A 23,452-nucleotide genomic window follows, 5' to 3' on the forward strand; every position below is an offset into this window, starting at 1 on the left:
GGAGGATCGATGTTCACCAGTCCCGACGAGGTCGCCGCCTACATCCGCGACAACGACGTCGAGTTCGTCGACGTCCGCTTCTGCGACCTGCCCGGCGTCATGCAGCACTTCACCATCCCGGCGTCGACGTTCGGCGAGGACACCTTCTCCGACGGCCTCGGCTTCGACGGCTCGTCGATCCGCGGCTTCCAGGCGATCAACGAGTCGGACATGCTGCTGCTGCCCGACGCCAACAGCGCCTTCCTCGACCCGTTCCGCAAGCACAAGACGCTGAACGTGAACTTCTTCATCCACGACCCGATCACGCGCGAGGCCTACAGCCGTGACCCGCGCAACGTGGCCAAGAAGGCCGAGGCGTACCTCGCCAGCAGCGGCATCGCCGACACCGCCTACTTCGGGCCGGAGGCGGAGTTCTACGTCTTCGACTCGGTCCGGTACGACACGGGCATCAACGAGGGCTACTACCACCTCGACTCGGTCGAGGGCTCCTGGAACACCGGCTCGCTGACCGGCGAGCACGGCGTCGGCCCCAACCGCGGCTACAAGGCGCGGATGAAGGGCGGCTACTTCCCGGTCGAGCCCTACGACCAGCAGAGCGACCTGCGCGCCGACATGATGAAGAACCTCGCCGGCGTGGGCCTCGAGCTCGAGCGCGGCCACCACGAGGTCGGCACCGGCGGCCAGGCCGAGATCAACTACAAGTTCGACACGCTGCTGCGGTCGGCCGACAGCCTGATGCTGTTCAAGTACGTCATCAAGAACACCGCCTGGGCGCACGGCAAGACCGCGACCTTCATGCCCAAGCCGCTGTTCGGCGACAACGGCTCGGGCATGCACTGCCACCAGAGCCTCTGGCGGGACGGCGAGCCGCTCTTCCACGCCGAGACCGGGTACGCGGGCCTGTCCGACACCGCCCGCCACTACATCGGCGGCCTGCTGGCCCACGCGCCGTCGCTGCTGGCCTTCACCAACCCGACGGTCAACAGCTACCACCGCCTGGTGCCCGGCTACGAGGCCCCGATCAACCTCGTGTACTCGGCCCGCAACCGCTCGGCCTGCTGCCGCATCCCGATCTCGGGCGACAACCCGAAGGCCAAGCGCATCGAGTTCCGCGTGCCCGACCCGTCGGCCAACCCCTACCTCGCCTTCTCGGCGATGCTGATGGCCGGCCTCGACGGCATCAAGAACAAGATCGAGCCGCCCGCGCCGGTGGACAAGGACCTCTACGAGCTGCCGCCCGAGGAGGCCATGGGCATCGACAAGGTGCCCGCGTCGCTGGACGCGGTCCTCGACCGGCTCGAGGTCGACCACGAGTACCTCGTCGACGGTGGGGTGTTCACCCCCGACCTGATCGAGACGTGGATCGAGTACAAGCGGGAGAACGAGATCGACCCGATCCGCCTCCGCCCGCACCCGCACGAGTTCGCGATGTACTACGACATCTGATCCGGATCCGAGAGGGGCCGGTGACCTGCGCAGGCAGGTCACCGGCCCCTCTCGTGTTCTCGATCTGCTCTCAGCGCAGACGATCTTCGGTGGCCGAGCGCGAGCGGAGCACCGATCCGACGACGGTCCGGGTCGCCTCGTCCCGGTCGGGCCACAGGTGTCCGTAGGTGTCCAACGTCGTGGTGGCCGAGCCGTGCCCGAGCCGGCGCCGCACGGTCTCCACGTCCGGCCCCGAGGCGATGAGCAGCGAGGCGTAGATGAGCAGCGAGGCGTAGATGAGCAGCGAGGCGTAGGAGTGCCGCAGGTCGTGGAACCGGGAGTCCTCCGGGAGGCCGACGCCCTTCCGCCCGGAACTCCCGCTGCAGGGCGGTGGCGGCGCCGATCGGCACCCGGGGTCCGCGCCGGGCGCAGTCGCCGTGAGCGCGGACCTCGACGTCGACCTCAGGCGTCGCGCCGACGGAGCGTCACCGCTCCCGCCACCAGCGGCACGAGGGCGTAGGCGGCGACGACCAGGATGCCGGTCACTGGAGAGAGTTCGTCGCCGACGGCCGAGAGGGAGTCCTCACCGCCACCGAGGAAGGCTCCGGAAGCCGGCAGCGGCAGGTAGTCGACGATCACCTCGACCCAGTCCAGGGCGATGAAGACCAGCACCGTCGGCAGCAGCAGCAGGACGGACAGCGCCACTGTGATGGCTCCTGCGCTGGAACGCAGGAGCGTTCCCACGCCGAGTGCGAACAGCGCCGCGGCGATGAGGAAGTAGACGGTGCCCCCGAACACCTGCCAGGTCCGGGCCTCGTCGAGTGCGGGGACCATGTCGCGCTCGGACAGCAGCGGCATCGTCGCGGCGTAGGAGAGGACGATGCCCAGCGCCGCGACGGCGGCGGTGGTCACGGACACCGCGATCGCCTTCGCGGCCAGCACCGGCACCCGGGTGGGCACGGCCGCCAGCGTCGAGCGGATCGTCCCGGTGGTGTACTCCCCGGTCATCGACAGAGTGCCCAGCACCGCGATGGTCAGCATGCCGAGTTGGAAGCCGCCGGAGACGACCTCGGCACCGGACAGGGCCGCGAGTCCGGGTGCCGTCGTGGGGTCGGTGGCCGTGGCGTCGAGGGAGGCGGCCACGGCCAGCGAGACGCCGGTCATGAGGAGGGCGGTCGCGGCGAGCGTCCACCAGGTCGACCGCAGGGAGAGCAGTTTGACGAGTTCGCCGCGGAGGACCCCGCGGAAGGTCGGCCTGGCGGGAACGGCGGCGCGGACGGCCGGCACGGGTGCGGCGACGGCGACGGTCGTGCTCATCGGTGCTCCCCCTTCGGGGCAGACGGGGTGGCGGTCAGGTCGGAGCGGTACTCGACCGCGTCCTGGGTGAGGCTCATGTAGGCCTCCTCGAGGGTGGCGCTGCGGGGGCTGAGCTCGTGCAGCGCGATGCCGTGGGCGCAGGCGATCTCCCCGACGTCCGCGGCGTCGACGCCTCGCAGGTCGAGCGTCCCCGGCTCCGGTGAGCTGACAGTGACACCGTCGGCCCGGGCGAGTTCCGCCAGCTCGCCGGCGCGTGGACTGCGCACGCGGACGGCGGCAGCCGACACGGAGTCGATGACCTCCTGCACCGGGCCGCTGGCGATGATCCGGCCCCGGCCGATGACCAGGAGCTGGTCGGCGGTCTGCGCCATCTCGCTCATGAGGTGGGAGGACAGGAACACCGTCCGTCCTTCGTCGGCGAGGGAGCGCACGAGCCGGCGCACCCACTGCACGCCCTCGGGATCCAGTCCGTTGACCGGCTCGTCGAGGATCAACGTCCGCGGGTCCGCCAGCATCGCCGACGCGATACCGAGGCGCTGTCCCATGCCGAGGGAGAAGCCACCGACCCGCCTCCCGGCGACGGTGGCCAGGCCGGTCATCTCGATGACCTCGTCCACCCGCGAGCCGGGGATGTTGTGGGTGGCGGCCATGGTGCGCAGGTGGGAGCGGGCACTGCGGCCGGGGTGCACGGCCTTGGCGTCCAGCAGTGCGCCGGCCTCGCTGAGTGGGGAGCGGTGGGCGGCATAGGGCTTGCCGTTGACGGTGACGGACCCCGAGGTGGGCCGGTCCAGTCCCATGATCATCCGCATGGTGGTGGACTTGCCGGCGCCGTTCGGTCCGAGGAAGCCGGTGACCGAGCCGGGGGCGATGGTGAAGTCGATGCCGTCGACGGCGGTCTTGTCGCCGTAGCGCTTGGTGAGCTCGCGTGCCTCGATCATGACGCTGCCTCTCGCGAGCGGTGCTCGGTGGTCGATGTCGTTGATCCAGGTCCACCCGTGAGGCGGAGGACGACGTTGCCCCGCTTGTGGCCGGTGTCGACGTAGCGGTGCGCGTCGACGACGTCGGCGAGGTCGAAGGTGCGGTCCCGGACCGCCCGGTAGGCGCCGGCCTCGGCGAGGGCGACGAGGGAGGCCAGGTCGTCGGCGGTGGGCTTTCCGCCATCAACGGTGACCCGATGGCCGCTGCGCCGACTGCGGACCGGTGCCCGCAGGATGGCGGGCAGGTCGGCGATGACCAGCAGCAGCGCGCCGCCGGGCCGGAGCAGGGGCCGGGCGCGCTCGTACGGGGCGTTGCCGACGCAGTCGACGATCACGTCGTAACCGGCCCGCTCGGCGGTGAAGTCCTCGGTGGTGTGGTCGATCACCCGGTCGGCGCCCAGGGAGGTGACCAGGTCCCGGTTGCGCCCGCTGCACACCGCGGTCACGCGCCCGCCGGCGTACTCGGCGAGTTGCACCACCGCCGTGCCGACGGCACCGGAGGCGCCGTTCACCAGCACCGTGGCTCCCGGGACGAGATGCGCCTGCCGCAGGAAGCCGCGAGCGGTGAGGCCGCCGAAGACGAGGGTGACGGCGTCCTCGAACGTCATGGTCCGGGGCTTGAGTGCGATGGCGCCGTCGGACCGGATGCGGGCGTACTCAGCGTGCCCGCCGAAGTCCGCCCCCAGCATCGCGACCACCTCGTCGCCGGGAGCAAAGCGGGTGACGTCGCGGCCGATCGCCTCGACGACTCCGGCGGCGTCCATGCCCAGCACCCGGCGCTTCGGACGGAGCAGCCCGATGCCCGTGGCGGCGAGCAGGCCGAGGCCGCGGGGCACCTCGCGGCTGCGGGCGCGGTGGTCGGCGGCGCTGACGGTGCTCGCGTGCACCCGGATGAGGACGTCGTCGGGCCCCACCGACGGCCGTGGGATCTCCTCGACGCCGACGGTGTCCGGTCCGCCGAAGCGGCGGTACACCGCGGCCCTCATCGGACGGCCCGCGCGGGCGACAGGGCAGCGACGGCGGAGGGCCGGAAACCCCTGACGACCAGGTAGACGCCGAGCGAGAACTCCCAGACCGCGATGGGCGCCGCGGCGAGGAGGGCGATCGGCGCCGCACGGTCGTAGACGCCGGAGAAGATCGCGACGTCGGAGGCCAGCAACAGCGGCGCGCCGATGAGCCCGAGGGTGGGGAGGATGCGGGGCACGAGCCCCGACCGGTACAGCGCGTAGCCCAGGAACAGCGCGTTGAAGACGGGCATCAGACTCTGAGAGAGCAGGAACGTCCAGCCGTAGGCGGCACTCAGCGCGTGGCCGGCCGTGACGAGGGAGGCCGGGTCCGCGTCGGCGGTGCCGGCGACGTCGGTCCGCAGGGTGGACAGGGTGAGCACGGTGACGACACCGACGATGATCAGGGCCCCTTCGGTGACGCGGGAGGCCAGGAAGCCGATGGCGGCGGTCTCGCTCTGCCGCCTGAGCACCGGGAAGAGCACGACGGCGGTGCCGATGCAGGTCACAGCGACGACGACCTCGGTGCCCGCGGCGAGGAGCACGCCGTTGCCACTGCCGGCACCCAGGACGAAGCCGGCGTCGTTGCGCGCGTCCTGGTACAGCGCGAGGGTCGGCACGGACACGAAGGTGAGCAGGTAGAGGATCCCGGCGGCGAGCGAGGTCCGCCGCAGCTGGTCTGCCGGGGGTCGGGTCACTGCCCTGCTGGAGGCGGTGGTGGTCATGGCGTGTCCCTCTCGGGCTGATGGGGCGTCGGGGTGGAGCCGTACGTCTGGTCCGCGTCGAGGCGGATGAGCGACAGCAGCGGCAGACCCAGGTCCCGCACCAGCTGCAGGACACCGTGCAGTGCGGCCTGGTCGAGGACCGTGCCGCGCAGGATGGTGGTGCCATCGGGCTCGGTGCGGAAGGACAGCCCGTCGAACGTGGCGGCCCACCGTGCGTCGAGGTGGCCCTCGAGCCGGATCTCGTAGCGCGGGGGGACGTCCGGACGACCGGTCGTCGGTCTGCTCATGTCTGCTCCCGCCTCCTTCGACGCGGGAAAGCTAGGAGCGGAGGTGATGAGCCCGGATCACCACACCTGGTGATCCGGGTGGTGATCCGCGGGGAGCCCGGTCCCCGAGATCAGCGCTGGGGTCTGCGCGGCAGGAGACCGAGCTCGCCGGCCCGGCGGACCGCTGCCCGGCGGCTGTTGACGCCGAGCTTCGCGTAGACGTTGCGGGTGTGGGTGCGCACCGTGTTGAGCGAGAGGTACAGCTCGCGGGCGATGCCGGGACCGTCCAGATCGGTTCCGAGGAGGCGCAGGACCTCCAACTCCCGGCCGCTGAGCGGTTCGATCAGGTGCTGCTGGGCGAGCGGTCCGCGATCAGGAGCAGGATCGGCGTCGAGCAGCCGGCGGACGTGGGCGTGGGTGCCGCCGCCCGTCTCGAGGGTCCGGAGGAGCGAGGCCATCGCCTGCCCCTCGTCGAGGAAGACCCGCACGTGACCCTCCGGGGCGGCGAGGGTGAGCGCACGGTCCAGTGACGCGAGGGCAGCGGGGACGTCGCCGCCCGCCTGGCGGGCCAGAGCCAGGTGCACGGAGAGCTGGATGACGCTTCCCCGGCGTCGCCCTGCACCGGCCGCCTCCACCAGCCGCTCCAGCAGCCCGGTCGCCTGGACGAGGGAGGTCGGGTCGCCTGAGTGCTCGTGCTGGGCCAGCAGGATCCGGGCCAGGGTGGCGTGCTCGAACTCGCGCAGGTAGGAGAGCGCGTCGTCGGGCGACAGTCCCCGCTCGCGCGCCCAGCCGAGGGCCTCGCCGACCCGGTGCTGTGCCACCCACATCCGCGCCCGCACCGCGGGGATCGGCCGCACGTCGGGGAACATGTCGCCGACGTACAGGCGCTCGGCCTCGTCGAGCAGGCTGACGGCGGCGTCCGGGTCCCCTTCTGCCGCGCGCAGTCGCGCCATCGCGATCCTGCTGCGGTGCCGGTTCTGCGGCAGTCCGGCGCCGTCGCCCAGGTGGTCACTGAGAGCCAGGTGTTCGTGCGCCGCCTCGAGTTCGTTGCGCTCCAGGAAGAGCTCGCTCAGGCCCACGTGCATGTCCGCCACGCCACGCAGCACCCGCGGGTCGTGCCGAGCTGCGGTCGTCAGACCGGCCTCGTAGGTGGTGCGGGCGTCCCGGAGCCGACCACGGGCGAGGTCGATGTCCGCCAGGGCGATCGAGACGCCCAGGGTGTCGGAGTGGTGGCCTGCCCGGTGCAACTGCGCGCGGGACTCGTTCCACCACCGGTGGGCGGCGTCGAGGTCACCGCTGGTCCAGTGCGCCAGTCCCAGCAGGCCTGCAGCGGACCCGCGCACCAGGTGCTCGTCGTCCCCGGCGAGTTCGAGGACGCGTTCCGCGTGCGTCACGGTCCCCTGCAGGTCACCGGTCAGACGAGCCTGGGCGGCGCGATAGACGGCGACCTGGCTCCGGACCACCCGGACGACGGCCTCGTCCGCACTCGCCCCGACCGGTTCACGCGAGCCGACGGCCTCCAGCCACCGTTCAGCATCACGGAGGTGCTCCTCCACCCCGTCCACCTCCCCGTGGACGAGGATGGCGCCGGCGTATCCCGCGCGGAGGACCGGCCGGTCCCGGAGCACGTGCTCGGGGAGCTGCTTGAACCAGTGGCGGAGCGTGGTCTCCTGGCGGTTCTGCCGCGCCGCCGGCATGGCGAGCTCCACCAGCTCGGCAGCACGTTCGGGGTCCCCACCGGCCAGCGCGTGCCGGATCGCCTCACCCGGTTCCTCGTCACGGGCCCACCACTCGCTGGCCCGCCGGTGCAGCACGGGCACACGCTCGGGCTGTTCGGCCAACAGCCGCGCGTGCAGCACGTCGGCGAAGAGGTGGTGGTAGCGGTACCAGTGGCGGCGGTCGTCGAGCGGCACCAGGAAGAGGTTCGCGCGGTCCAAGTCCTCGAGCATCGCCGCGCCGCCGTCCCGGCCGACGACGACGTCGCACAGTGGGCCGCTGAGGCGGCTCAGGACGGCCGTCGACAGGAGGAAGTCCCGGACGACCTCGGGCTGCCGCTGCAGCACCTCCTCGACCAGGTAGTCGACGATGTACCGGTCGTCGCCCGCGAAGCCGGCGATGAAGGCCGCGAGGTCGTCGCGCCCCTGCATCGAGAGGGCCGCCAGTTGCAGCGCGGCGATCCAACCCTCGGTGCGGGCATCGAGTGCCGCCACGTGCTCCGGGGGCAGGGCGAGCCCCATCGCCTCGTTGAGGTAGGCCGCCGCCTCGTCCGCGGTGAAGCGCAGGTCGGCGGCACGCACCTCGACCAGCTGTCCGCGTGCCCGCAGTCGGGCCAGAGGCAAGGCAGGGTCGGCACGGGTGGCGATCACCAGGTGGACGTTCGGGGGCAGGCGCTCCAGCAGGAAGGCCAGCCGGTCGTGCACCTCCCGCGTGGCGATGACGTGGTAGTCGTCCAGGACCAACACCACGTCGCCCGAGGCCGCATCCAGCTCGTTGACCAGGGTGGCCAGCACCTCGTCCATCGCCGCGTGGGGCTCCTGCAGAACCGCCAGAGCTCCGTTGCCGACCCTGTCGACCGCGGTCTGCAAGGCGGAGACCAGATAGGTCCAGAAGACGACCGGGTCGTTGTCCCGCTCGTCGAGCGAGAGCCATGCGATCGACCGACCGGGGGCTGCGACGGCGAGCCACTCGGTCACCAGTGTCGTCTTCCCGAACCCGGCGGGAGCCGAGATCAACGTCAGGACCGCCTCGTCCCCGCGGTCGAGGCGCTCGGTCAACCGGGCACGCGCCACCACACCGCGCCGCCGCCGAGGAGCGTGCAGCTTGGTGCTGAGCAGGGGTTCCAATCCGACCACCACCCTCGCGGGGCCGAGCCCCGGCGTCGACGACTCAGTCCACCGGCAACACCGTCGGCCCAGGTGACGCATCCTGGCAGCGCGGTCCGGCAGTGTCGACGGCCTTCCACCCCGTCACGTGCCGACGGCCTCGCGGCATGGTGCGGCACGGACACGGGTGCGCTCCCCGCACCTGCCGGACAGACCGAGCACCTACAGCACCCGGTCCCGGCCGGTCCGCACCAGTGCGGCACCCCGGTGTCTGACTCGGCGGCCTCACCGGGACCGAGGGTCGTGTCGTGACCGGCCGGGACACGCCGCACCCGACCGGTCGGACTCCTCCGTTCGGGCCGTTCCGCCGGCGAGCGCGCCCCCCCGAGGGCGGGGCGCGGCGGGCGGCGGCGGTGTCGTGCGCCTGGTGCGGCGGCTCGGTCACGCCGCGGTCCCGAGGACCCATCCCGAAGTGGTGCTCGGGCAGCTGCAGACGCCCGGCGTGGGAGCAAGCCCGCGCGGCGGCGTCGGGCCGGTCACCGGTCGAGGTGGTCGAGCGCCGCGTCCTGGTCCGTGTACCGGCCACCCCCACCTGTCGGGACCGGGCGCGGTCGCTCCACGAGTCGGCGACACAGGCCCGACGACGGGCGCGTCCGTGACCGCGATCTCGCCGCGCCAGCTGTCGCTCTCAGCGACGTCTCGAGGACCGTCGAGCGCCGGTCGGCGAGCACCCACTCAGCCGGCGACACCCCGCTGCCAGCAGGGCGCCACCGGTGTCCCCGAACGGCCCACCCAGGGCGGCAGGTCCGGGCGCTGTGGTGTCCGGAGGGCGCCGGGAACGACCCGGGACCGCTCCCCAGCACTGCTCACCGAGGTGGTCCCCACGGGCAGGGCACTTGTGCTCTGGGTCACAGGCTGCGCGGGGTCGACAGTTGCTCTCCCCGACCAACCGTCGAGGGGCGTGTCGTCATCACAACCAGCGGACGCATGTCCCTGCAGTACCACTTCCCGCCGGCATGACGGGCTTCTGTGAACCCTTCCCACACCCATCGCAGGAGGATGAGATGACGAATCGACTGGTCAGGGCCACGGTCATCGGCGGTGTCGGGGTCGTACTGGCGACCGCAGTGCCCGCCACAGCGCAGGCGGCAGCGGTGGTCATCCGCAACCGGCAGGTGGTGGACTGCTACACCGAAGCCGGCAACCTCCCGTTCCTGCCCGTGCCGGAGGTCGGGATCGAGAACTCCACGGTCGTCCTCACGCCGCGAGGAGGCCTCAACGTCACCTGCTTCGGCCAACTGCCCGAGGGGATCTCACCGCCGGCGAAGACCTACCAGGCCTGGGTGCCCTGTCACAGCGACACGGACGTCGTCCAAGGCCACATCGTCGTCACGGCCAGCGGCCGGGTGACGATGACCTGTCATTTCCCACCGCCAGCGTGAGTCGCTGAGCAGAACAGCGAACCCGCGGGGATGGTGGCCGACAGGCCGCCCACGAGGGCCTGGTCCCAGGTCACCGGCCCCTCCCGGATCTGGATCGGATGTAGTAGGACATCGCGCCATCGTGCCGTTCCCTGTCTTGCGTTGACTGAGAACTGATCTTCGGCTCGACCTGCGGCTTCGCGGTTGACGACCGTTGATCGGCAACGGCATCCAGCCGCCCTGCTGAGAGCAGATCGAGAGCAGTCCCGCCGCGCAGGCAGGTCACCGGCTCGCCTCGTGCTCCTCCGGATCGTGCGGTCGATCGGGGTGGAGCACGGGGCCTACTCGTCCTCGTCGAGGCGGGTCTCGGTGGCCTCGTAGCCGCCGCCCGGCCACTCCCACCGGCCCCTGACGGTTCCGGCGGTGCGGTCGATGGTGCCGCGGAACCGCGCCGGGGAGTCCTGGGCCCCGTGCCAGATCGTGAGGTCGTCGCCCTCGATCCGCCAGAAGTACTCGAGCGCGAACGAGCAGAACGGACCCGGTCCCTCGTCGCTGAAGAACATCGACCGCAGCGTCTCCTGTGCGTGGTCGTAGCCGATGTACTCGGCGCCCTCCTGCTCCTTCCCGTCGATCCTCATCCGCTGCACGAGGAAGTGGCCGCCCGGCAGCCAGCGCCGTGTCACCGTGCCGGTGAACGGCGCGCTGCCGTCGAGGTCGTGGCCCTCCAGCCGCCACGTGCCCTCCAGCCCGTGGAGCCGGCGCAGCTGCGGGTGGGGATTCGGGGCCCGGGGCCCGCTCGCCTGTTCGGTGGGGTCGGGGTCGGTCGTCACGGTGGACCTCCTGGACGAGCGGGGCAGGGTCGTCACGGTCTCGGACCCGCGGAGAGCCGAGAACTGATCGGTCCGGGTCCGTCCGGCAACGGGTTCCTCGGGCACACCGCTCGGCGCGGTGCGGACGGCAGTCGGGTGCCGGGTCACCGCAGCACCGGGAACACCAGGAGGGTGAGCCTGTCGCCCGGCACGCAGACCGTCGGAATTGCCGAGCGGGACGTCCGGGGACGACAGCCTGCCGGAGGAGGGGCGGTCGCCCTCCCCCATCACGACGGGGACCAGGCCCACGGCCACCTCGTCGAGCGACCCCAGGTCCAGGCACTGCCGGGCGATGGACCGCCTGCGGCTCGCGCCGGGAGCACCTGGCGCGGGAGCACCCACCGGCAGCTCGACGACGGGTGCGGTGAGGGCGCGTTGCCCCGACCGGCTGCCCACCCCCTCGGCGAGTGCTCCGGTCGGCGGCTACTCGGGACCACCGCGGCCGGCGGCCGCTGCGGCGACGGCCCCGAGGTCGTTGGCGGCCAGGTGGAGCAGCACCGGTGCCAGCAGGCTGCCGCTGCGCCGGCGGAGCCGGGTGAACAGGACGTCGACGCCCGCAGTGGCCAGGCAGGCCGCGGCGACCGTGCCGGTCCGGCGCGCCGGCGTCGTCCCCACCCCGTTGAGCGCGAGCCCCTCGAGCGTCGGCGCGACGTGCCAGAGCCCGAACAGCCCCGCCGCCGCGGCATCCGCCGCCCGCGAGGGCAGCACGCGGTGCAGCGCCGGCGGCAGGACGCCGCGGAAGGCGACCTCCTCCCACACCACGGTGCCGACCGGGATTCGCACCAGCACCCGCCACGCCAGCTCCCACCGGTCCAGCCCGGTGACCCGCGCGTCGGCGAGCAGCGGCCGGACGGCGGGGACGGCGAGCGCGACCGCGTACCCGGCGCCGACCACGGCGGCGCAGGCCCCGCCGTGGCGCGCGCCGGAGCGCAGCCGCCGGGGGTCCAGGCCCAGCTCGTCCCAGGAGGCGCCCCGGGCACGGGCGGCCGCCAGCAGTGCCGCGGTGGCGGTGGCGTTCACCGGCACGTACGCGCGCCGCGGCAGCCGCGGCACCACGAGGTCGTTCCACGCCGCGAGCAGGAGGACCAGGCCCGCGGCCCACCGGACGTCGGAGCCGCGGGCGGACACGGGCCCGTCAGCGCTGCCGGGAGCAGGTGAGGACGGCGGGGCCGCCGGGGGAGGTCCGCACGCCGTCCAGGACGAAGCCGGTGGGTGCGACGTGCGCGCCGAGGGCGGGCCGGCCGGCCCCGGCGACGACGGGGTACTGCTCGACGACCAGCCGGTCGATCTCGCCGAGCAGCTGACCGGCCAGCTGACCGCCGCGTGCGAGGTGGACGTGGAGGCCGGATCCCGCCTCGAACGCGCGCACGGCCGACACGCTCCCGTCCTCCGGCACGGCGCGCAACCGGCCGCGGGCCGGTGACCTCCGCGGGGAGGTCACCGGCCCGCGGCGGGACGAGCCGGGGTCAGACGGCCGCGGGCTGCCGCAGGTCGGCGTCGACCCCGCCGGTCTCGGCGGCGACCGGCGCGGACGCGCGGCCCGAGCGGAACCGCTCGAGGTCGAGGATGCCCTCGCGCTTGGCGACGATCGTCGGGACCAGCGCCTGGCCGGCGACGTTCACCGCGGTGCGGCCCATGTCGAGGATCGGGTCGATCGCCAGCAGCAGGCCGACGCCGGCCAGCGGCAGGCCCAGCGTGGACAGGGTGAGCGTCAGCATGACCACCGCGCCGGTGACGCCGGCGGTGGCAGCCGAGCCGACCACGGACACCAGCGCGATGAGCAGGTAGTCGGTCACCGACAGCGGCACGTCGAAGAACTGCGCCACGAAGATCGCCGCGAGCGCCGGGTAGATCGCCGCGCAGCCGTCCATCTTCGTCGTCGCCCCGAGCGGGACGGCGAAGGAGGCGTAGGACCGCGGCACGCCCAGGCTCTGCTCGGTGACCCGCTCGGTCACCGGCAGGGTGCCGATCGAGGACCGCGAGACGAAGGCCAGCTGGATCGCCGGCCAGGCACCCGCGAACCACCGCAGCGGCGAGAGGCCGTGCAGGCGCAGCAGCACCGGGTAGACGACGAACAGCACCAGCGCGAGCCCGACGTAGACCGAGCCGGCGAAGACGCCCAGCGAGCCGAGGGAGTCCCACCCGTAGGTGGCGACGGCGTTGCCGATGAGGCCGACGGTGCCCAGCGGGGCCAGCAGGATGACCCACCACAGCACCTTCTGGACGACGGCCAGCGCGGACCGGACCAGACCGAGGAACGGCTCGGCCGGCTCGCCGACCTTGAGCACCGCGACGCCGATCGCGACCGACAGCACGATGAGCTGCAGGACGTTGAACGACAGGGAGCCGTCCGGTGAGCCCTGCAGGCCGAGGATGTTCTGCGGGACCAGGCCGGTGAGGAAGTCCCACCAGGAGCCGGTCGACTCCGGCACGGCCTGGGCGGCGGCGTCGACGGAGCTGTTGCGGCCGGGCTGGGTGAGCAGGCCCAGGCCGATGCCGATGGAGACCGCGATCAACGCGGTGATCGCGAACCACAGCAGGGTCTGTCCGGCCAGCCGGGCGGCGTTGGAGACCTGCCGGAGGTTGGCGATGCTGACGATCACCGCGGTGACGACCAGCGGCGGGACCAGGACCTTGAGCAGCGTGACGAAGGTGCCGCCGATGGTCTGCAGGGTGCTGGTGAGCCAGTTCGGCGTCCCGTCGGCGACGGGACCGAGGTCGCGGGCCACGAGGCCGAGCGCGACGCCGACGACGAGGGCGAGGAGGACCTGCGCCGCGAACGGGACGCGGCGGAGACGGACGAGCACGGAGGGGCCTTTCGGGGAGGACTCAGGACGGACGACGAGCGGTGTCCTCACGACAGCCCGCGGTCGTCACCCGGCCGAAGTCCAGCTCACGGCGCCGCGTGAGCCCCCAGACGTTCTCCACGGTGGAGGTCAATGCGGCGCCGTCGCCGGCGCATCCCCGCTGTGCCCGTTCTCACCCCGGTCCCGCGCGGTGCCCGGCCACCCGGGCACCGCGCGGGCCGCGTCAGCGCCGTACCGGGGTGCTGTCGCGGGGCGCCGGGCGCGGTCCGGGGATCCGGACCCCACCCGGCGCGGGCGGGGTCGCGGCCGTCCGGTGGGCGCCCAGGACCACCAGCGCCGTGCCCCCGGCGGCCAGCGCCGCGCCGGCGAGCAGCAGCGCGACCGAGAGCCAGGTCAGGCCCGGCACCGGAGCCGCCACCGCGACCTCGGCGGACACGCCGGCCGCGCCGTCGGCACGCATGAGGACGAGCGTCCAGTCGCCGTCGCCCGGACGCCAGTCCAGGTCGCGGGTGCCGGCACCGGACGCCGAGGCCACCCAGATCCCCGCCTCGCCGGGCTCCACGGCGGGGGCCTCGCCGGGGACGTCGCGGGTGGTCACCGTGTCGGACGGGACGCCGTCGCCGCCGATCTCGTCCAGCACGGCGTGCCCGACGCCGTCGAGGTAGCGGGCCACGTCGGCGGTGCGGCCGACGCCGACGAACAACTCGTCGTCCGGATCGGCCGGGGCCGCCTGCAGCCGGACGGTGCCCAGCAGGTCGTCGACGACCCAGTCCAGCCCCTCCCCGCCGAGCGCGAGGTCCCCGGTGGTGACGGCGTACCGGTCGCTGGTGACGTCGGCGTCGGCCGACCACAGCAGGCCGTCCTCGCGCTGGGTGGTGTCGGCCCAGAGCAGCGCACCGCCGGCGACGATCGGCCCCGTGGACGCGGCCAGCAGCAGCGCACCCACGACGACGGCGGTCACCCGGCCGGCCGTCCACCGGCCGGGCGCCGGGCGCGGGCCCGCCGGTGCGGCCCCCGCCGTCGTCCCGGTGAGCACCGGGTCCGCGCCGGCGGAGGTGGGCACGGCGCGCCCCGAGCCGGGGTCGGTGCCGCCGAGGTCGAGCCGGAACGGCGGGTAGGCGTCGGTGAGCAGGCCGGTGTAGGCGGCCACGCGCAGGACCCAGCGGTCCATCCCCAGGACGAGGTCGAACAGCGGCTGGGGATAGCGGCCGGTCACCAGCAGCACCACGGCCGCGATGACGACGAGCAGGGACACCAGCCCGCCGAACGCCCAGCCCTCGTCCCAGCCATCACCCCAGCCATCGCCCCAGCCGGTGGTCCCCACCCAGACGCCCCCGCCGATGAACAGCGCGACCACGAGGTAGTGCGGCAGGGCGAGCAGCCACTTGACCAGCACCAGGCCCCGCGACATCCGCTCCGGGTACGAGACGGAGAAGGAGGCCGGGTACCCCGGGACCTCCGCGAGCGTGAACGGCGGGTACCGGTCGGTGCCCAGGGCGCTGTAGCCGTAGTACTGCACGCGCCACGTCCAGCGCAGCACCCCGACGGAGAAGTCGAAGAGCGGCCGCGGGTACCGCCCGGTGACGAGGACCGCGACGAACGCCGCGACGGTGCACCCGATCCAGGCCAGCCACAGGAACACGAGCACGACGACGTGCGGCAGCAGCAGCAGCCACTTGAGCAGCCACAGCCAGCGGGACAGCGGGGCGTCGAGCACACCGTCCACCCGCACCGGGTGGGACGGCCGGATCTCGGTCACGGGGCTCCCCCTCCCCCGCCGCGCGGGGTCCGCGACCGGTCGTCCCGGGTCGCCGGCGGACCTCCCCGACGGTGCTCGCGCCCCCTGGTGCGGGACACCGACCAACGACCCGGGCCGACCGGGACCTCCGCCCCGCCCGCGGCCGGGGACACGGCGCGCCGACGGTGGGTTCCCGGCCGCCGCGTCCGGTGTCAGGCTGGGGGCAGCGGGGTTCGCCGGGAGGAGGTGGCCGTGACCGAGTCCCGGGTCGTGCCGGTCCCGCGCGCCGCCGGCGACGTCGTGCTCGACGAGGTGCGCGAGCGCCTGGCCGACGTCCACCGCAGCCAGGAGCGGGTCGCCGACCTGCTCGACGCCCTGCTCAACACGGCCCCCGCACCCGGCCCGGTCCCGCCCGGCGACCCGACGCCCTCCCCGGAGCAGCTCGCCGTCTCCGCCGACCGCGACCGCATCGCGCGGGACCTGCACGACCACGTCGTCCAGCAGGTCTTCGCCGCGTGCCTGTCCCTGCAGTCGGTGCTCCCCCGGGTGGCCGACCCGGCGGCCCGCCGCCGGATCGCCGAGGTCGTCGAGCAGCTGGACGGGGCGGTCCACGACCTGCGGACGACGATCTTCGACCTGCACACCCGCGACGCCGCGGGCGGTGGCCTGCGCCGCCGGCTGCTCGACGTCGTCACGGCGACGGCCGGTGCGCTGTCGTCGACCGTGCGCGTGTCCGGGGTCGTCGACGACCTGGTCGTCGGGTCGCTGGCCGCCGATGTCGAGGCGGTCGCGCGCGAGGCGGTGAGCAACTGCGTCCGCCACGCCGGAGGGCGGCACGTCACCGTCACCCTCGACGTGACCAGCGAGGTGGTGCTCGAGGTCGCCGACGACGGTCACGGCATCGACCCCCGGGCCGCCCGCAGCGGGCTGCGCGACCTGGCCGAGCGGGCGCAGCGGCGCGGGGGCGGGCTCACGGTCACCCGCCGGCCCGGTGGCGGCACCTGCCTGCGCTGGTGGGCGCCGCTGGGCTGACCGTGGGCCTCAGGGCGGCAGGGACCCCGTGCGGATCTCCGTCGCGAGGACGGCCGCCTGGGTCCGCCGCTGGAGGCCGAGCTTGGCCAGCAGGTGCGAGACGTGGTTCTTCACCGTCTTCTCGGCGAGGAACATCCGCTGGCCGATCTGCCGGTTGGTCAGCCCCTCCCCGATCAGCTGCAGGACGGTCCGCTCCTGCGCGGACAGCCGGCTCACCGGCCCCGTCGGCTCGATGGTCCGGCGCAGCCGCGCGAAGACCGCCGCCGTCGCCGCGGGGTCCAGCAGCGACCCGCCGGCGGCGACGGTGCGGACGCCCGCGACGAGGTCCGCGCCGAGGACCTGCTTCAGCAGGTAGCCCGAGGCGCCGGCGAGGATCGCGTCGACCAGTGCCTCGTCGTCGCTGTAGCTGGTGAGCACGACCAGCGCGAGACCGGGCACGCGGGAGCGCAGCTCGCGGCCGACCGTGATGCCGTCGCCGTCGGGGAGCCGGACGTCGACGACGGCGACGTCGGGCCGCAGCGCCGGCACCCGCGCCAGCGCCTCGGCCGCGGTGCCGGCCTCGCCCACGACGGCCAGGTCCGGAGCGGCCCCGAGGACGGCGACGACACCCCGCCGCACGACCTCGTGGTCGTCGAGCACGAAGACGCGCGTGGCGGGGGTCCGCCGGTCGGTCTCCACCGGTCGCCCTTCCGTCCCGCCGCCGCAGCGGCGTCCGGCCACCGGCCCGCCCGGTGGCGTCCCGTGGGTCGGAGGCTAGGCGCCGGGGCCGCCCGGCACACGGGGTCGGAGGTCCCGGTCCGGTGCGAGGCGTCAGGCCGCGTCGTCGACCACGTCGTCGTCGACCGCGTCGTCGTCGACCGCGTCGTCGTCGACCGCGTCGTCGATGGCCGCGTCGTCGATGGCCGCGGTGTCCTGGAGGCCGACCATGACCTCGTTGGTCTGCAGGGTGACCAGCCAGGCCAGCGCGTGGTCCTCCACCGGCCGGCCGGTGACCTGCGCGATGGCGTCGAGCTGGGCGGCCACCAGCCCGCGGGCGGCCTGGTAGACGTCGGCCGCGGAGACGGCCATGTCCAGCTCGTCGAGCCACAGCCGGCCGTCGGGCAGCACCCGGACGTCGGGCTGGCTGCCGACGCCGAGGTCGGCGGCGGCACTGGTCAGGACGGACATGCCGGCGCGCAGCTCGGTCAGACGGCGGGAGCGGCGGTCGGGGGACGGCACGGACACGACGTCTCCTCTCGGACGGGCCCGATCACCTCGGGACGTGCCCTCAGAGTCGGCACCCGCGCGGCGCGGCCGGAGTGCTCCTGGGGCGCCCGCCGACGCCTGTGACGGGAGGGACGAGACGTTGCGCGGCCGACCCGCGCGGCAGGCCCTTCCGCCGGAGGCCCGCGACCTGCACGATCCCCCGCCGTGACCAGCCGCCCCGGGTGCACCCGACGACGCCACCGCTCCAAGCGGAAGGGCGCGAGCAGCGCCGACGCCTCGTGCGACGGCTGCGAGAGCGGCTGCGACGCCATCAGCCTGTTCTCCCTGCTGTGGCTGGCCCTGCCCGCGGCGCTCGTGACCCCGGCGCCCGCCGGCACGCCGTGGGCGGCGCGCGTGCCGGTCCGGCTGGTCGTCGCCTACCGCGAGCGCGTCAGCCCCGGCCGGCCGCCCTGCTGCCGGTTCACCCCGACCTGTTCGACCTACGGGCTCCAGGCGCTGCGGACGCACGGCGCCCTGCGCGGGCTGCGGCTGACCCTGGCCCGGCTGCGGCGCTGCCGGCCCGGAGCAGGCGGCAGCGACCCGGTGCCGGCCCGGGCCGGCACCGGGGCTGCGGCTCAGGCGTAGCCCCACACCTCCTGGGCCACCTCGACGACCAGCGCCAGCTTGGCCACCTGCTCGTCGCGGGTCAGCGCGTTGCCCTCCACCGTGGAGGAGAACCCGCACTGCGGCGAGATCGCCAGCTGCTCGAGCGGCACGTGCCGCGCCGCCTCGTCGATGCGGCGCTTGAGGTCGTCCTTGCTCTCCAGCTCCGGCCGCTTCGTCGTCACCAGGCCGAGCACCACCCGCTTGCCCGGCGGCACGAAGCGCAGCGGCTCGAAGCCGCCGGAGCGGGCGTCGTCGTACTCGAGGAAGAACCCGTCGACCTCCAGGCCGCCGAACAGCGCCTCGGCGACGAAGTCGTAGCCGCCCTCGGCGACCCACGACGAGCGGAAGTTGCCGCGGCACATGTGCGTGGTCACGGTCAGGCCCTCGGGACGCCCGGCCAGCGCGGCGTTGATCTGCCGGATGTAGCGCTCGTGCTGGTGCTCGGCGTCGCGGCCCTGGGCGGCGAGCTCGGCGCGCTGGGCGGGGTCGTTGAGGTAGGCCAGGCTGGTGTCGTCGAGCTGCAGGTAGCGGCAGCCCTGTGCGGCGATGCCCCGCACCTGGGAGGCGTAGGCGGCCGACAGCGCCGACCAGAACGCGTCCTCGTCGGGGTAGACGGCCGGGTCGATCGCCGCCGCGCCGCCGCGGTAGTGGACCATCGACGGCGAGGGGATCGTCAGCTTCGCCGTCTGCCCCTCGGTGACCTGCTCCTGCAGGAACGCGAAGTCGCGGCCGAAGATCGGCTCCGGGATGCCCAGCGGCCCGTCGACGTGCAGGCCGGCCGGGGTGTAGTCGAGCGTCCCGTCGGCGTTCTTGAAGTGGACGACGATGTCCTCGCCGGTGACCTTGCTGATGCCGTCGATCGCGTAGATGAAGTCCATGTGCCACGAGGCGCGGCGGAACTCCCCGTCGGTGGCGGTGTGCAGCCCGACGTCGCCCTGCAGCCGGACGACGTCGGCGACGGCCTCGTCCTCGGCGCCGCGGAGCTCGGCGTCGTCGATCTCCCCGGCGGCGTGCCGGGCGCGGGCCTCGAGCAGGGACGGGGGGCGCAGCAGGCTGCCGACGTGGTCGGCGCGGAACGGCGGGCCGGAGGCATCGGTCATGCCCGCGAGCCTCGCGCAGACCGGCTCCGGACGCGCGTCGGCGGCGGCCCTCCGGGGAGGACCGCCGCCGTCGGGCGGGGGTGGTGCGGGTCAGGCGACGGTGATGCGGTCCGTCGCGGGGGCGCTCACCGGGGAGTTCGCCGTCAGGTAGGCGACGAGGGCGTCGAGGTCGATCGAGCTCGTGACCGGGTCCGTGCCGCCGGTCAGCACGGAGAAGCCGTCGCCGCCACCGGCGAGGAAGCTGTTCACCGTGATCCGGTAGGTCGCGGCCGGGTCGACGGCGTCGCCGCCGATGGCCAGGTCGCCCACCCGCTGCCCGGAGCAGGGGTCCGCCGCGGTCCCGGCCGGAGCGCCGGGTGTCACGGTGTAGCTGACCGTCGACGACGGCTGCAGCACCCTGCCGACGACGTACTGCTGCTCCAGCAGGCAGTCGAGCTGGGCGCCGGTCAGGTCGAGCGTCACGAGGTTGTTGGCGAACGGCTGGACGGTGAACGCCTCCTCGTAGGTGATCGGCCCGTCCAGCAGGTCGGCACGGACCCCGCCCGGGTTCATGAACGCCGCCACGGCCCCCTCGTCGGCGGTGTCGGCGAGCTGCGCGTCCGCGATGAGGTCGCCGAGCGCGGACTCCCCGGACGGCGCCGGCGCGCGTGTGATGTCGCCGGAGGCGGTCCCGACGACCTCGGAGGCGATGGGCCCGAGGGCCTCGCGGTAGTGGGCGATCAGCCCGGTCTGGGCCGGGTCACGGGCGACGTCGCGGGTGACGACGACGTTCTCCGCCGCCGCGGTGAGGACGTCGCCGGTGCGCTTGTCGAGGGTGAGGTCGATGTCGGTGACCAGCCGGCCCGCGGAACTGGCGCTGGTGACCAGCTTGCCGTCGATCTCGCAGTTGTAGGCCTGGTGGGTGTGGCCGCTGACGACGACGTCGATGGCGTCGCTCATGCCCTCGGCGATGCCGGTGATCGGCCCGGTCAGGCCGGTGCAGCCGTTGACGTCCCAGGATCCCGGTGCCTGGGCACCCCCCTCGTGCAGCAGGACGACGATCGTCTCGACGCCCTGGGCCTGCAGCTCCGCGGCGTAGCGGTTGGCGGTCTCCACCTCGTCGGCGAAGTCGAGCCCGGCCACGCCCTGCTGGCTGACGATCTGTTCGGTGCCCTCGAGCGTCATGCCGATGAAGCCCACCTCGACGCCCTGCACGGTGTCGACGGCGTAGGGCGGGAGCAGCGGCTGCCCGGTGTCGGTCACGAAGGCGTTGGCCGACAGGTACTGGAAGTCCGCGCCCGCGTACGGGGTGCCGTCGGCGCAGCCGTCGACCGGGTGGCAGCCGCCGTTCTGGATGCGCAGCAGCTCCTGGGCGCCCTCGTCGAACTCGTGGTTGCCGACGCTGGCGTAGTCCAGGCCCGCCAGGCCGAGCGCCTCGATGGCGGGCTCGTCGTGGAAGGCGGCCGACAGCAGCGGGGAGGCGCCGATCAGGTCGCCGGCGGCGACGGTGATGGTGTTGTGCTTGCGCGCCTCGGCGGCGAGCTCCTGCAGCTGGGTGGACAGGTACTCGACGCCGCCGGCGTCGACGGCCGGAGCCGTGCCGGGGCCGGAGCCGTCCGGGTCCGGGCCGGTCGGGATGCGGCCGCCGGAGCCGGTCGGGACCTCGAGCTGGCCGTGGAAGTCGTTGAGGGCCAGCAGCTGCAGGTCGACCGGCTTCGGTCCGTTGGCGTTGGCGGGGGCGGCACCGGCGGGTGCCAGGGCCGCGGCGACGACCAGGCCGCTCATCGTCGTCGTCACGGCCGCGGCGACACCGGCGCGGCGCAGGACGCTGGGGGACATGGGGGTTCTCCTGTGATCCCGGGGACGGACGCCGGCCGTTCCCCGACGCCCTGCGGAGGAGTCTGACCCACGTCCGTCCCCTCGGGAACCGCGCGAACGGGTCCTCAGCCGGGGTCGCGCGACCACGGCCGCACGCCCGACTCACCCGACACCAGCCGCTCCGCGGCCGCGTAGACCAGCAGCCCGGGGACCACCAGCAGCGACGGCGGCAGCACGAGCGGCGCGGCCAGCACCGTGATGGCCAGGACCCCGGGGGCGCTGAGCAGCCAGCCGGGCCGCCGCTCGGCATCGGCCAGCGCGCCCCAGCGGACGCCGGCCCACATCAGCCACCGCAGCAGCACCGGCACGCCGGCCTCCCGCATCACCCGGCGGAAGACGCCGTCGGCCTGCTGGGAGGTGACCGCACCGGTGCGGATGCCGACCGTGCACAGCCAGTCGTGCAGCACCGCGGCCAGGGTGTAGCGCCCCGACCGCGGCACCAGCCACAGCACCGGCCGCGGCACGCTGGCCAGGTCGGTGACGAACCCCGCGGGGACGACGAAGCGCTCCCGTGACCCCACGTACGTCAGCGGCTCGACGAGCGTCCAGCCGTCGGCTCCGGCGGTGCGCAGCACCGCCGACGCCGGCTCGAACGGCACGTCAGAGGCGCGGCCGGGCCGCGCCCTCGGCGCGGGCGCCCGGACGGCGCGCGGAGAGCGGCGTCGCGACGTCCTCGAGCGACCTGCCCTCCGCGTCGATGCCGAGCACCGCGGCCACGATCCCGCCGAGCACCATCACGCCGGCCCCGAGCAGGTAGCCCCAGAACAGCCGGATGGGCTCCGAGCCGTCCCCGATGAGCGAGCCGTAGACGACCGGCCCGAGCGCGCCGAAGCACTGGGCGATGGCGAAGAAGACGGCGATCGCCTTGGCCCGGACCTCCATCGGGAAGATCTCGCTGACGGTCAGGTAGGCGGAGCTGGCGCCGGCCGAGGCGAAGAAGAAGATGACCGACCAGGCGATCGTCTGGGTGACGGCGGTGAGCGCGCCGGCCTGGAACAGGAACGCGGTGACGGCCAGGAGGACGCCGGACAGGACGTACGTCCCGGCGATCATCTTCCTGCGGCCGACGGTGTCGAACAGGTGCCCGAGCACGAAGGGTCCCGCCAGGTTGCCCACCGCGAACGCGATGAGGAACAGCGGCGCGTCACCGGAGTCGACCCCGTAGTAGGTGCCGAGCACCAGGACGTAGGTGAAGAAGATCGCGTTGTAGAGGAACGACTGGGTGACCATGAGCGTCGCGCCGTAGACCGCCCGGGCCGGGTACTCCGAGAACAGCACCCGGGTCAGCGCCGCGTAGCCGATGTCCGGCGTCGGCTTGAGCTCGATCGCCCGGCTCTCGTCGACCGGCTCCAGCGTCCGGCCGCCGTGCTCGACCTCGTGCTCGATGTGGGCGATGGTCCCCTCGGCCTCGTGCTCCCGGCCGTGCATGACCTGCCAGCGCGGGCTCTCGGGGAGGTGCCGCCGGACGAGGAGGATGACCAGCCCCAGCACCGGGCCGATGAGGAACGCGATGCGCCAGCCCACGCTGGGCTCGACGGCGTTGAGCAGGACGAACGTGCCGAGGGTGCCGAGGACCGCGCCGCCCCAGTAGGTGCCGCTCACCATGATGTCGACCCGGCCGCGGTACCGCGCCGGGATCAGCTCGTCGATGGCGGAGTGGATGGCGGCGTACTCGCCGCCGATGCCCATGCCGGCGATGAACCGGGTGAGGTAGAGGAACGCCACCCAGCCGGGCCCGTTGCCGAGGGTGAGGGCGGTCAGGCCGCTGCCGACCAGGTAGACGGCGAGGGTGACCATGAACAGCTTCCGGCGGCCCAGCTTGTCCGAGAGCCGGCCGAAGAACAGGGCGCCGACGACCTCGCCGAGCAGGTAGACGGTCGCGATCAGCCCGACCTCGGTCCCCGAGAGCCCGAGGGTCTCGGGCTCGGTCAGGCGGTCGACGACGGCGCCGGCGACGGTGATCTCCAGCCCGTCGAGGATCCAGGCCGTGCCCAGCGCGGCCACCATGCGGGTGTGGAACGGCGACCAGGGCAGCCGGTCGATCCGTGCCGGGACGAGGCTGCGGATCACCCCCGGCGCGTCGGCCGGCTTCGACAGGCTCGTCATCGAGCACCTCCAGTTCGGGAACCGCGGCGCGCCGTACCCCGTCGCACACTGGTTGACGCGCGCAACGGCCACGTCCTCCGATCGGTCGATCCCGGCCTGCCTGTGCGGCACTCCATCGCGCACGGTGCATCGAAC

Annotated in this window: 21 protein-coding genes; 4 read left to right on the forward strand and 17 right to left on the reverse strand. The window is 73.7% G+C overall.

Annotation, left to right across the window (positions count from 1 at the left end):
• The first annotated feature begins 9 nt into the window (after positions 1 to 9).
• On the forward strand, positions 10 to 1,446 hold the full coding sequence (glnA, locus tag JD79_RS19690; RefSeq protein WP_110006885.1) for a type I glutamate--ammonia ligase: 1,437 nt from the start codon (positions 10 to 12) through the stop codon (positions 1,444 to 1,446).
• Between the two features lie 441 nt (positions 1,447 to 1,887).
• Here glnA and JD79_RS19695 read toward each other — a convergent pair whose 3' ends face one another.
• From JD79_RS19695 to JD79_RS19720, 6 genes are all read right to left on the reverse strand, one after another.
• A complete protein-coding gene (locus JD79_RS19695) occupies positions 1,888 to 2,742 on the reverse strand; it encodes an ABC transporter permease subunit (RefSeq protein WP_110006886.1) in 855 nt (284 codons plus the stop codon).
• On the reverse strand, positions 2,739 to 3,680 hold the full coding sequence (locus JD79_RS19700) for an ABC transporter ATP-binding protein (protein ID WP_110006887.1): 942 nt from the start codon (positions 3,678 to 3,680) through the stop codon (positions 2,739 to 2,741). Before JD79_RS19700 ends, JD79_RS19695 begins: the two co-directional genes overlap by 4 nt.
• Positions 3,677 to 4,705, reverse strand: coding sequence for an NAD(P)-dependent alcohol dehydrogenase (locus JD79_RS19705; RefSeq protein WP_110006888.1), 1,029 nt, complete (start codon positions 4,703 to 4,705; stop codon positions 3,677 to 3,679). The genes JD79_RS19700 and JD79_RS19705 overlap by 4 nt, the downstream gene beginning before the upstream one ends.
• Positions 4,702 to 5,448, reverse strand: coding sequence for a DUF4386 domain-containing protein (locus JD79_RS19710; protein WP_110006889.1), 747 nt, complete (start codon positions 5,446 to 5,448; stop codon positions 4,702 to 4,704). Before JD79_RS19710 ends, JD79_RS19705 begins: the two co-directional genes overlap by 4 nt.
• Positions 5,445 to 5,735 (reverse strand): hypothetical protein, encoded by a 291-nt coding sequence (locus JD79_RS19715; RefSeq protein ID WP_110006890.1) that lies wholly within the window; start codon positions 5,733 to 5,735, stop codon positions 5,445 to 5,447. The genes JD79_RS19710 and JD79_RS19715 overlap by 4 nt, the downstream gene beginning before the upstream one ends.
• A gap of 110 nt (positions 5,736 to 5,845) precedes the next feature.
• Positions 5,846 to 8,557 (reverse strand): winged helix-turn-helix domain-containing protein, encoded by a 2,712-nt coding sequence (locus tag JD79_RS19720; protein ID WP_245900242.1) that lies wholly within the window; start codon positions 8,555 to 8,557, stop codon positions 5,846 to 5,848.
• A 1,043-nt stretch (positions 8,558 to 9,600) separates the two neighbouring features.
• On the opposite strand from JD79_RS19720, the gene JD79_RS19725 reads away from it, so the two are divergent.
• Positions 9,601 to 9,978 carry a hypothetical protein gene (locus JD79_RS19725; protein WP_110006892.1) on the forward strand — a complete coding sequence of 126 codons (378 nt, stop codon included), beginning with the start codon at positions 9,601 to 9,603 and terminating at the stop codon, positions 9,976 to 9,978.
• Positions 9,979 to 10,298: 320 nt separating this feature from the next.
• Here the strand turns inward: JD79_RS19725 and JD79_RS19730 are convergent, their stop codons facing one another.
• The 5 genes from JD79_RS19730 to JD79_RS19755 form a co-directional block, all read right to left on the reverse strand.
• The gene (locus JD79_RS19730) at positions 10,299 to 10,787 is read right to left on the reverse strand and encodes a DUF1579 family protein (RefSeq protein ID WP_170149276.1); all 489 of its coding nucleotides are present in this window, start codon (positions 10,785 to 10,787) and stop codon (positions 10,299 to 10,301) included.
• 462 nt (positions 10,788 to 11,249) lie between these two features.
• Positions 11,250 to 11,954: a CPBP family intramembrane glutamic endopeptidase gene (locus JD79_RS19740; protein WP_245900243.1), complete on the reverse strand. Its 705-nt coding sequence runs from the start codon at positions 11,952 to 11,954 to the stop codon at positions 11,250 to 11,252.
• Between the two features lie 7 nt (positions 11,955 to 11,961).
• On the reverse strand, positions 11,962 to 12,204 hold the full coding sequence (locus JD79_RS23180) for a dihydrofolate reductase family protein (protein WP_211308065.1): 243 nt from the start codon (positions 12,202 to 12,204) through the stop codon (positions 11,962 to 11,964).
• Between the two features lie 88 nt (positions 12,205 to 12,292).
• Positions 12,293 to 13,633 (reverse strand): dicarboxylate/amino acid:cation symporter, encoded by a 1,341-nt coding sequence (locus tag JD79_RS19750; RefSeq protein ID WP_245900244.1) that lies wholly within the window; start codon positions 13,631 to 13,633, stop codon positions 12,293 to 12,295.
• 223 nt (positions 13,634 to 13,856) lie between these two features.
• Positions 13,857 to 15,392 (reverse strand): DUF4389 domain-containing protein, encoded by a 1,536-nt coding sequence (locus JD79_RS19755; RefSeq protein ID WP_110007904.1) that lies wholly within the window; start codon positions 15,390 to 15,392, stop codon positions 13,857 to 13,859.
• 231 nt (positions 15,393 to 15,623) lie between these two features.
• Here JD79_RS19755 and JD79_RS19760 point away from each other — a divergent pair, with 231 nt between their 5' ends.
• Positions 15,624 to 16,403 carry a sensor histidine kinase gene (locus JD79_RS19760; protein WP_170149277.1) on the forward strand — a complete coding sequence of 260 codons (780 nt, stop codon included), beginning with the start codon at positions 15,624 to 15,626 and terminating at the stop codon, positions 16,401 to 16,403.
• 9 nt (positions 16,404 to 16,412) lie between these two features.
• On the opposite strand, the gene JD79_RS19765 is transcribed toward JD79_RS19760, so the two are convergent.
• Both JD79_RS19765 and JD79_RS19775 read right to left on the reverse strand, forming a co-directional pair.
• Positions 16,413 to 17,081 carry a response regulator gene (locus JD79_RS19765; RefSeq protein WP_110006893.1) on the reverse strand — a complete coding sequence of 223 codons (669 nt, stop codon included), beginning with the start codon at positions 17,079 to 17,081 and terminating at the stop codon, positions 16,413 to 16,415.
• A gap of 132 nt (positions 17,082 to 17,213) precedes the next feature.
• A complete protein-coding gene (locus JD79_RS19775; RefSeq protein ID WP_245900245.1) occupies positions 17,214 to 17,627 on the reverse strand; it encodes a hypothetical protein in 414 nt (137 codons plus the stop codon).
• A gap of 186 nt (positions 17,628 to 17,813) precedes the next feature.
• Here JD79_RS19775 and yidD point away from each other — a divergent pair, with 186 nt between their 5' ends.
• Positions 17,814 to 18,233 carry a membrane protein insertion efficiency factor YidD gene (gene yidD / locus JD79_RS24000; RefSeq protein ID WP_245900246.1) on the forward strand — a complete coding sequence of 140 codons (420 nt, stop codon included), beginning with the start codon at positions 17,814 to 17,816 and terminating at the stop codon, positions 18,231 to 18,233.
• On the opposite strand, the gene JD79_RS19785 is transcribed toward yidD, so the two are convergent.
• From JD79_RS19785 to JD79_RS19800, 4 genes are all read right to left on the reverse strand, one after another.
• Entirely contained in the window at positions 18,224 to 19,354 is a 1,131-nt protein-coding gene (locus JD79_RS19785; protein ID WP_110006894.1) for a 5-methyltetrahydropteroyltriglutamate--homocysteine S-methyltransferase, read from the reverse strand. The genes yidD and JD79_RS19785 overlap by 10 nt on opposite strands.
• A 90-nt stretch (positions 19,355 to 19,444) precedes the next feature.
• A complete protein-coding gene (locus JD79_RS19790; RefSeq protein WP_110006895.1) occupies positions 19,445 to 21,172 on the reverse strand; it encodes a bifunctional metallophosphatase/5'-nucleotidase in 1,728 nt (575 codons plus the stop codon).
• 104 nt (positions 21,173 to 21,276) lie between these two features.
• Positions 21,277 to 21,810, reverse strand: coding sequence for a DUF1353 domain-containing protein (locus JD79_RS19795; protein ID WP_110006896.1), 534 nt, complete (start codon positions 21,808 to 21,810; stop codon positions 21,277 to 21,279).
• 1 nt (position 21,811) lies between these two features.
• On the reverse strand, positions 21,812 to 23,317 hold the full coding sequence (locus JD79_RS19800) for an MFS transporter (RefSeq protein ID WP_110006897.1): 1,506 nt from the start codon (positions 23,315 to 23,317) through the stop codon (positions 21,812 to 21,814).
• Positions 23,318 to 23,452 lie beyond the last annotated feature (135 nt).

Origin of the sequence: Geodermatophilus normandii, from assembly GCF_003182485.1 — a bacterium.
GTDB lineage: Bacteria > Actinomycetota > Actinomycetes > Mycobacteriales > Geodermatophilaceae > Geodermatophilus > Geodermatophilus normandii.

Excerpts from the sequence above, each read along its gene's own strand:
- glnA (WP_110006885.1), top strand. The coding sequence starts at position 10 with ATGTTCACCAGTCCCGACGAGGTCGCCGCCTACATCCGCGACAACGAC.
- JD79_RS19695 (WP_110006886.1), bottom strand. The coding sequence starts at position 2,742 with ATGAGCACGACCGTCGCCGTCGCCGCACCCGTGCCGGCCGTCCGCGCC.
- JD79_RS19700 (WP_110006887.1), bottom strand. The coding sequence starts at position 3,680 with ATGATCGAGGCACGCGAGCTCACCAAGCGCTACGGCGACAAGACCGCC.
- JD79_RS19705 (WP_110006888.1), bottom strand. The coding sequence starts at position 4,705 with ATGAGGGCCGCGGTGTACCGCCGCTTCGGCGGACCGGACACCGTCGGC.
- JD79_RS19710 (WP_110006889.1), bottom strand. The coding sequence starts at position 5,448 with ATGACCACCACCGCCTCCAGCAGGGCAGTGACCCGACCCCCGGCAGAC.
- JD79_RS19715 (WP_110006890.1), bottom strand. The coding sequence starts at position 5,735 with ATGAGCAGACCGACGACCGGTCGTCCGGACGTCCCCCCGCGCTACGAG.
- JD79_RS19725 (WP_110006892.1), top strand. The coding sequence starts at position 9,601 with ATGACGAATCGACTGGTCAGGGCCACGGTCATCGGCGGTGTCGGGGTC.
- JD79_RS19785 (WP_110006894.1), bottom strand. The coding sequence starts at position 19,354 with ATGACCGATGCCTCCGGCCCGCCGTTCCGCGCCGACCACGTCGGCAGC.
- JD79_RS19790 (WP_110006895.1), bottom strand. The coding sequence starts at position 21,172 with ATGTCCCCCAGCGTCCTGCGCCGCGCCGGTGTCGCCGCGGCCGTGACG.
- JD79_RS19800 (WP_110006897.1), bottom strand. The coding sequence starts at position 23,317 with ATGACGAGCCTGTCGAAGCCGGCCGACGCGCCGGGGGTGATCCGCAGC.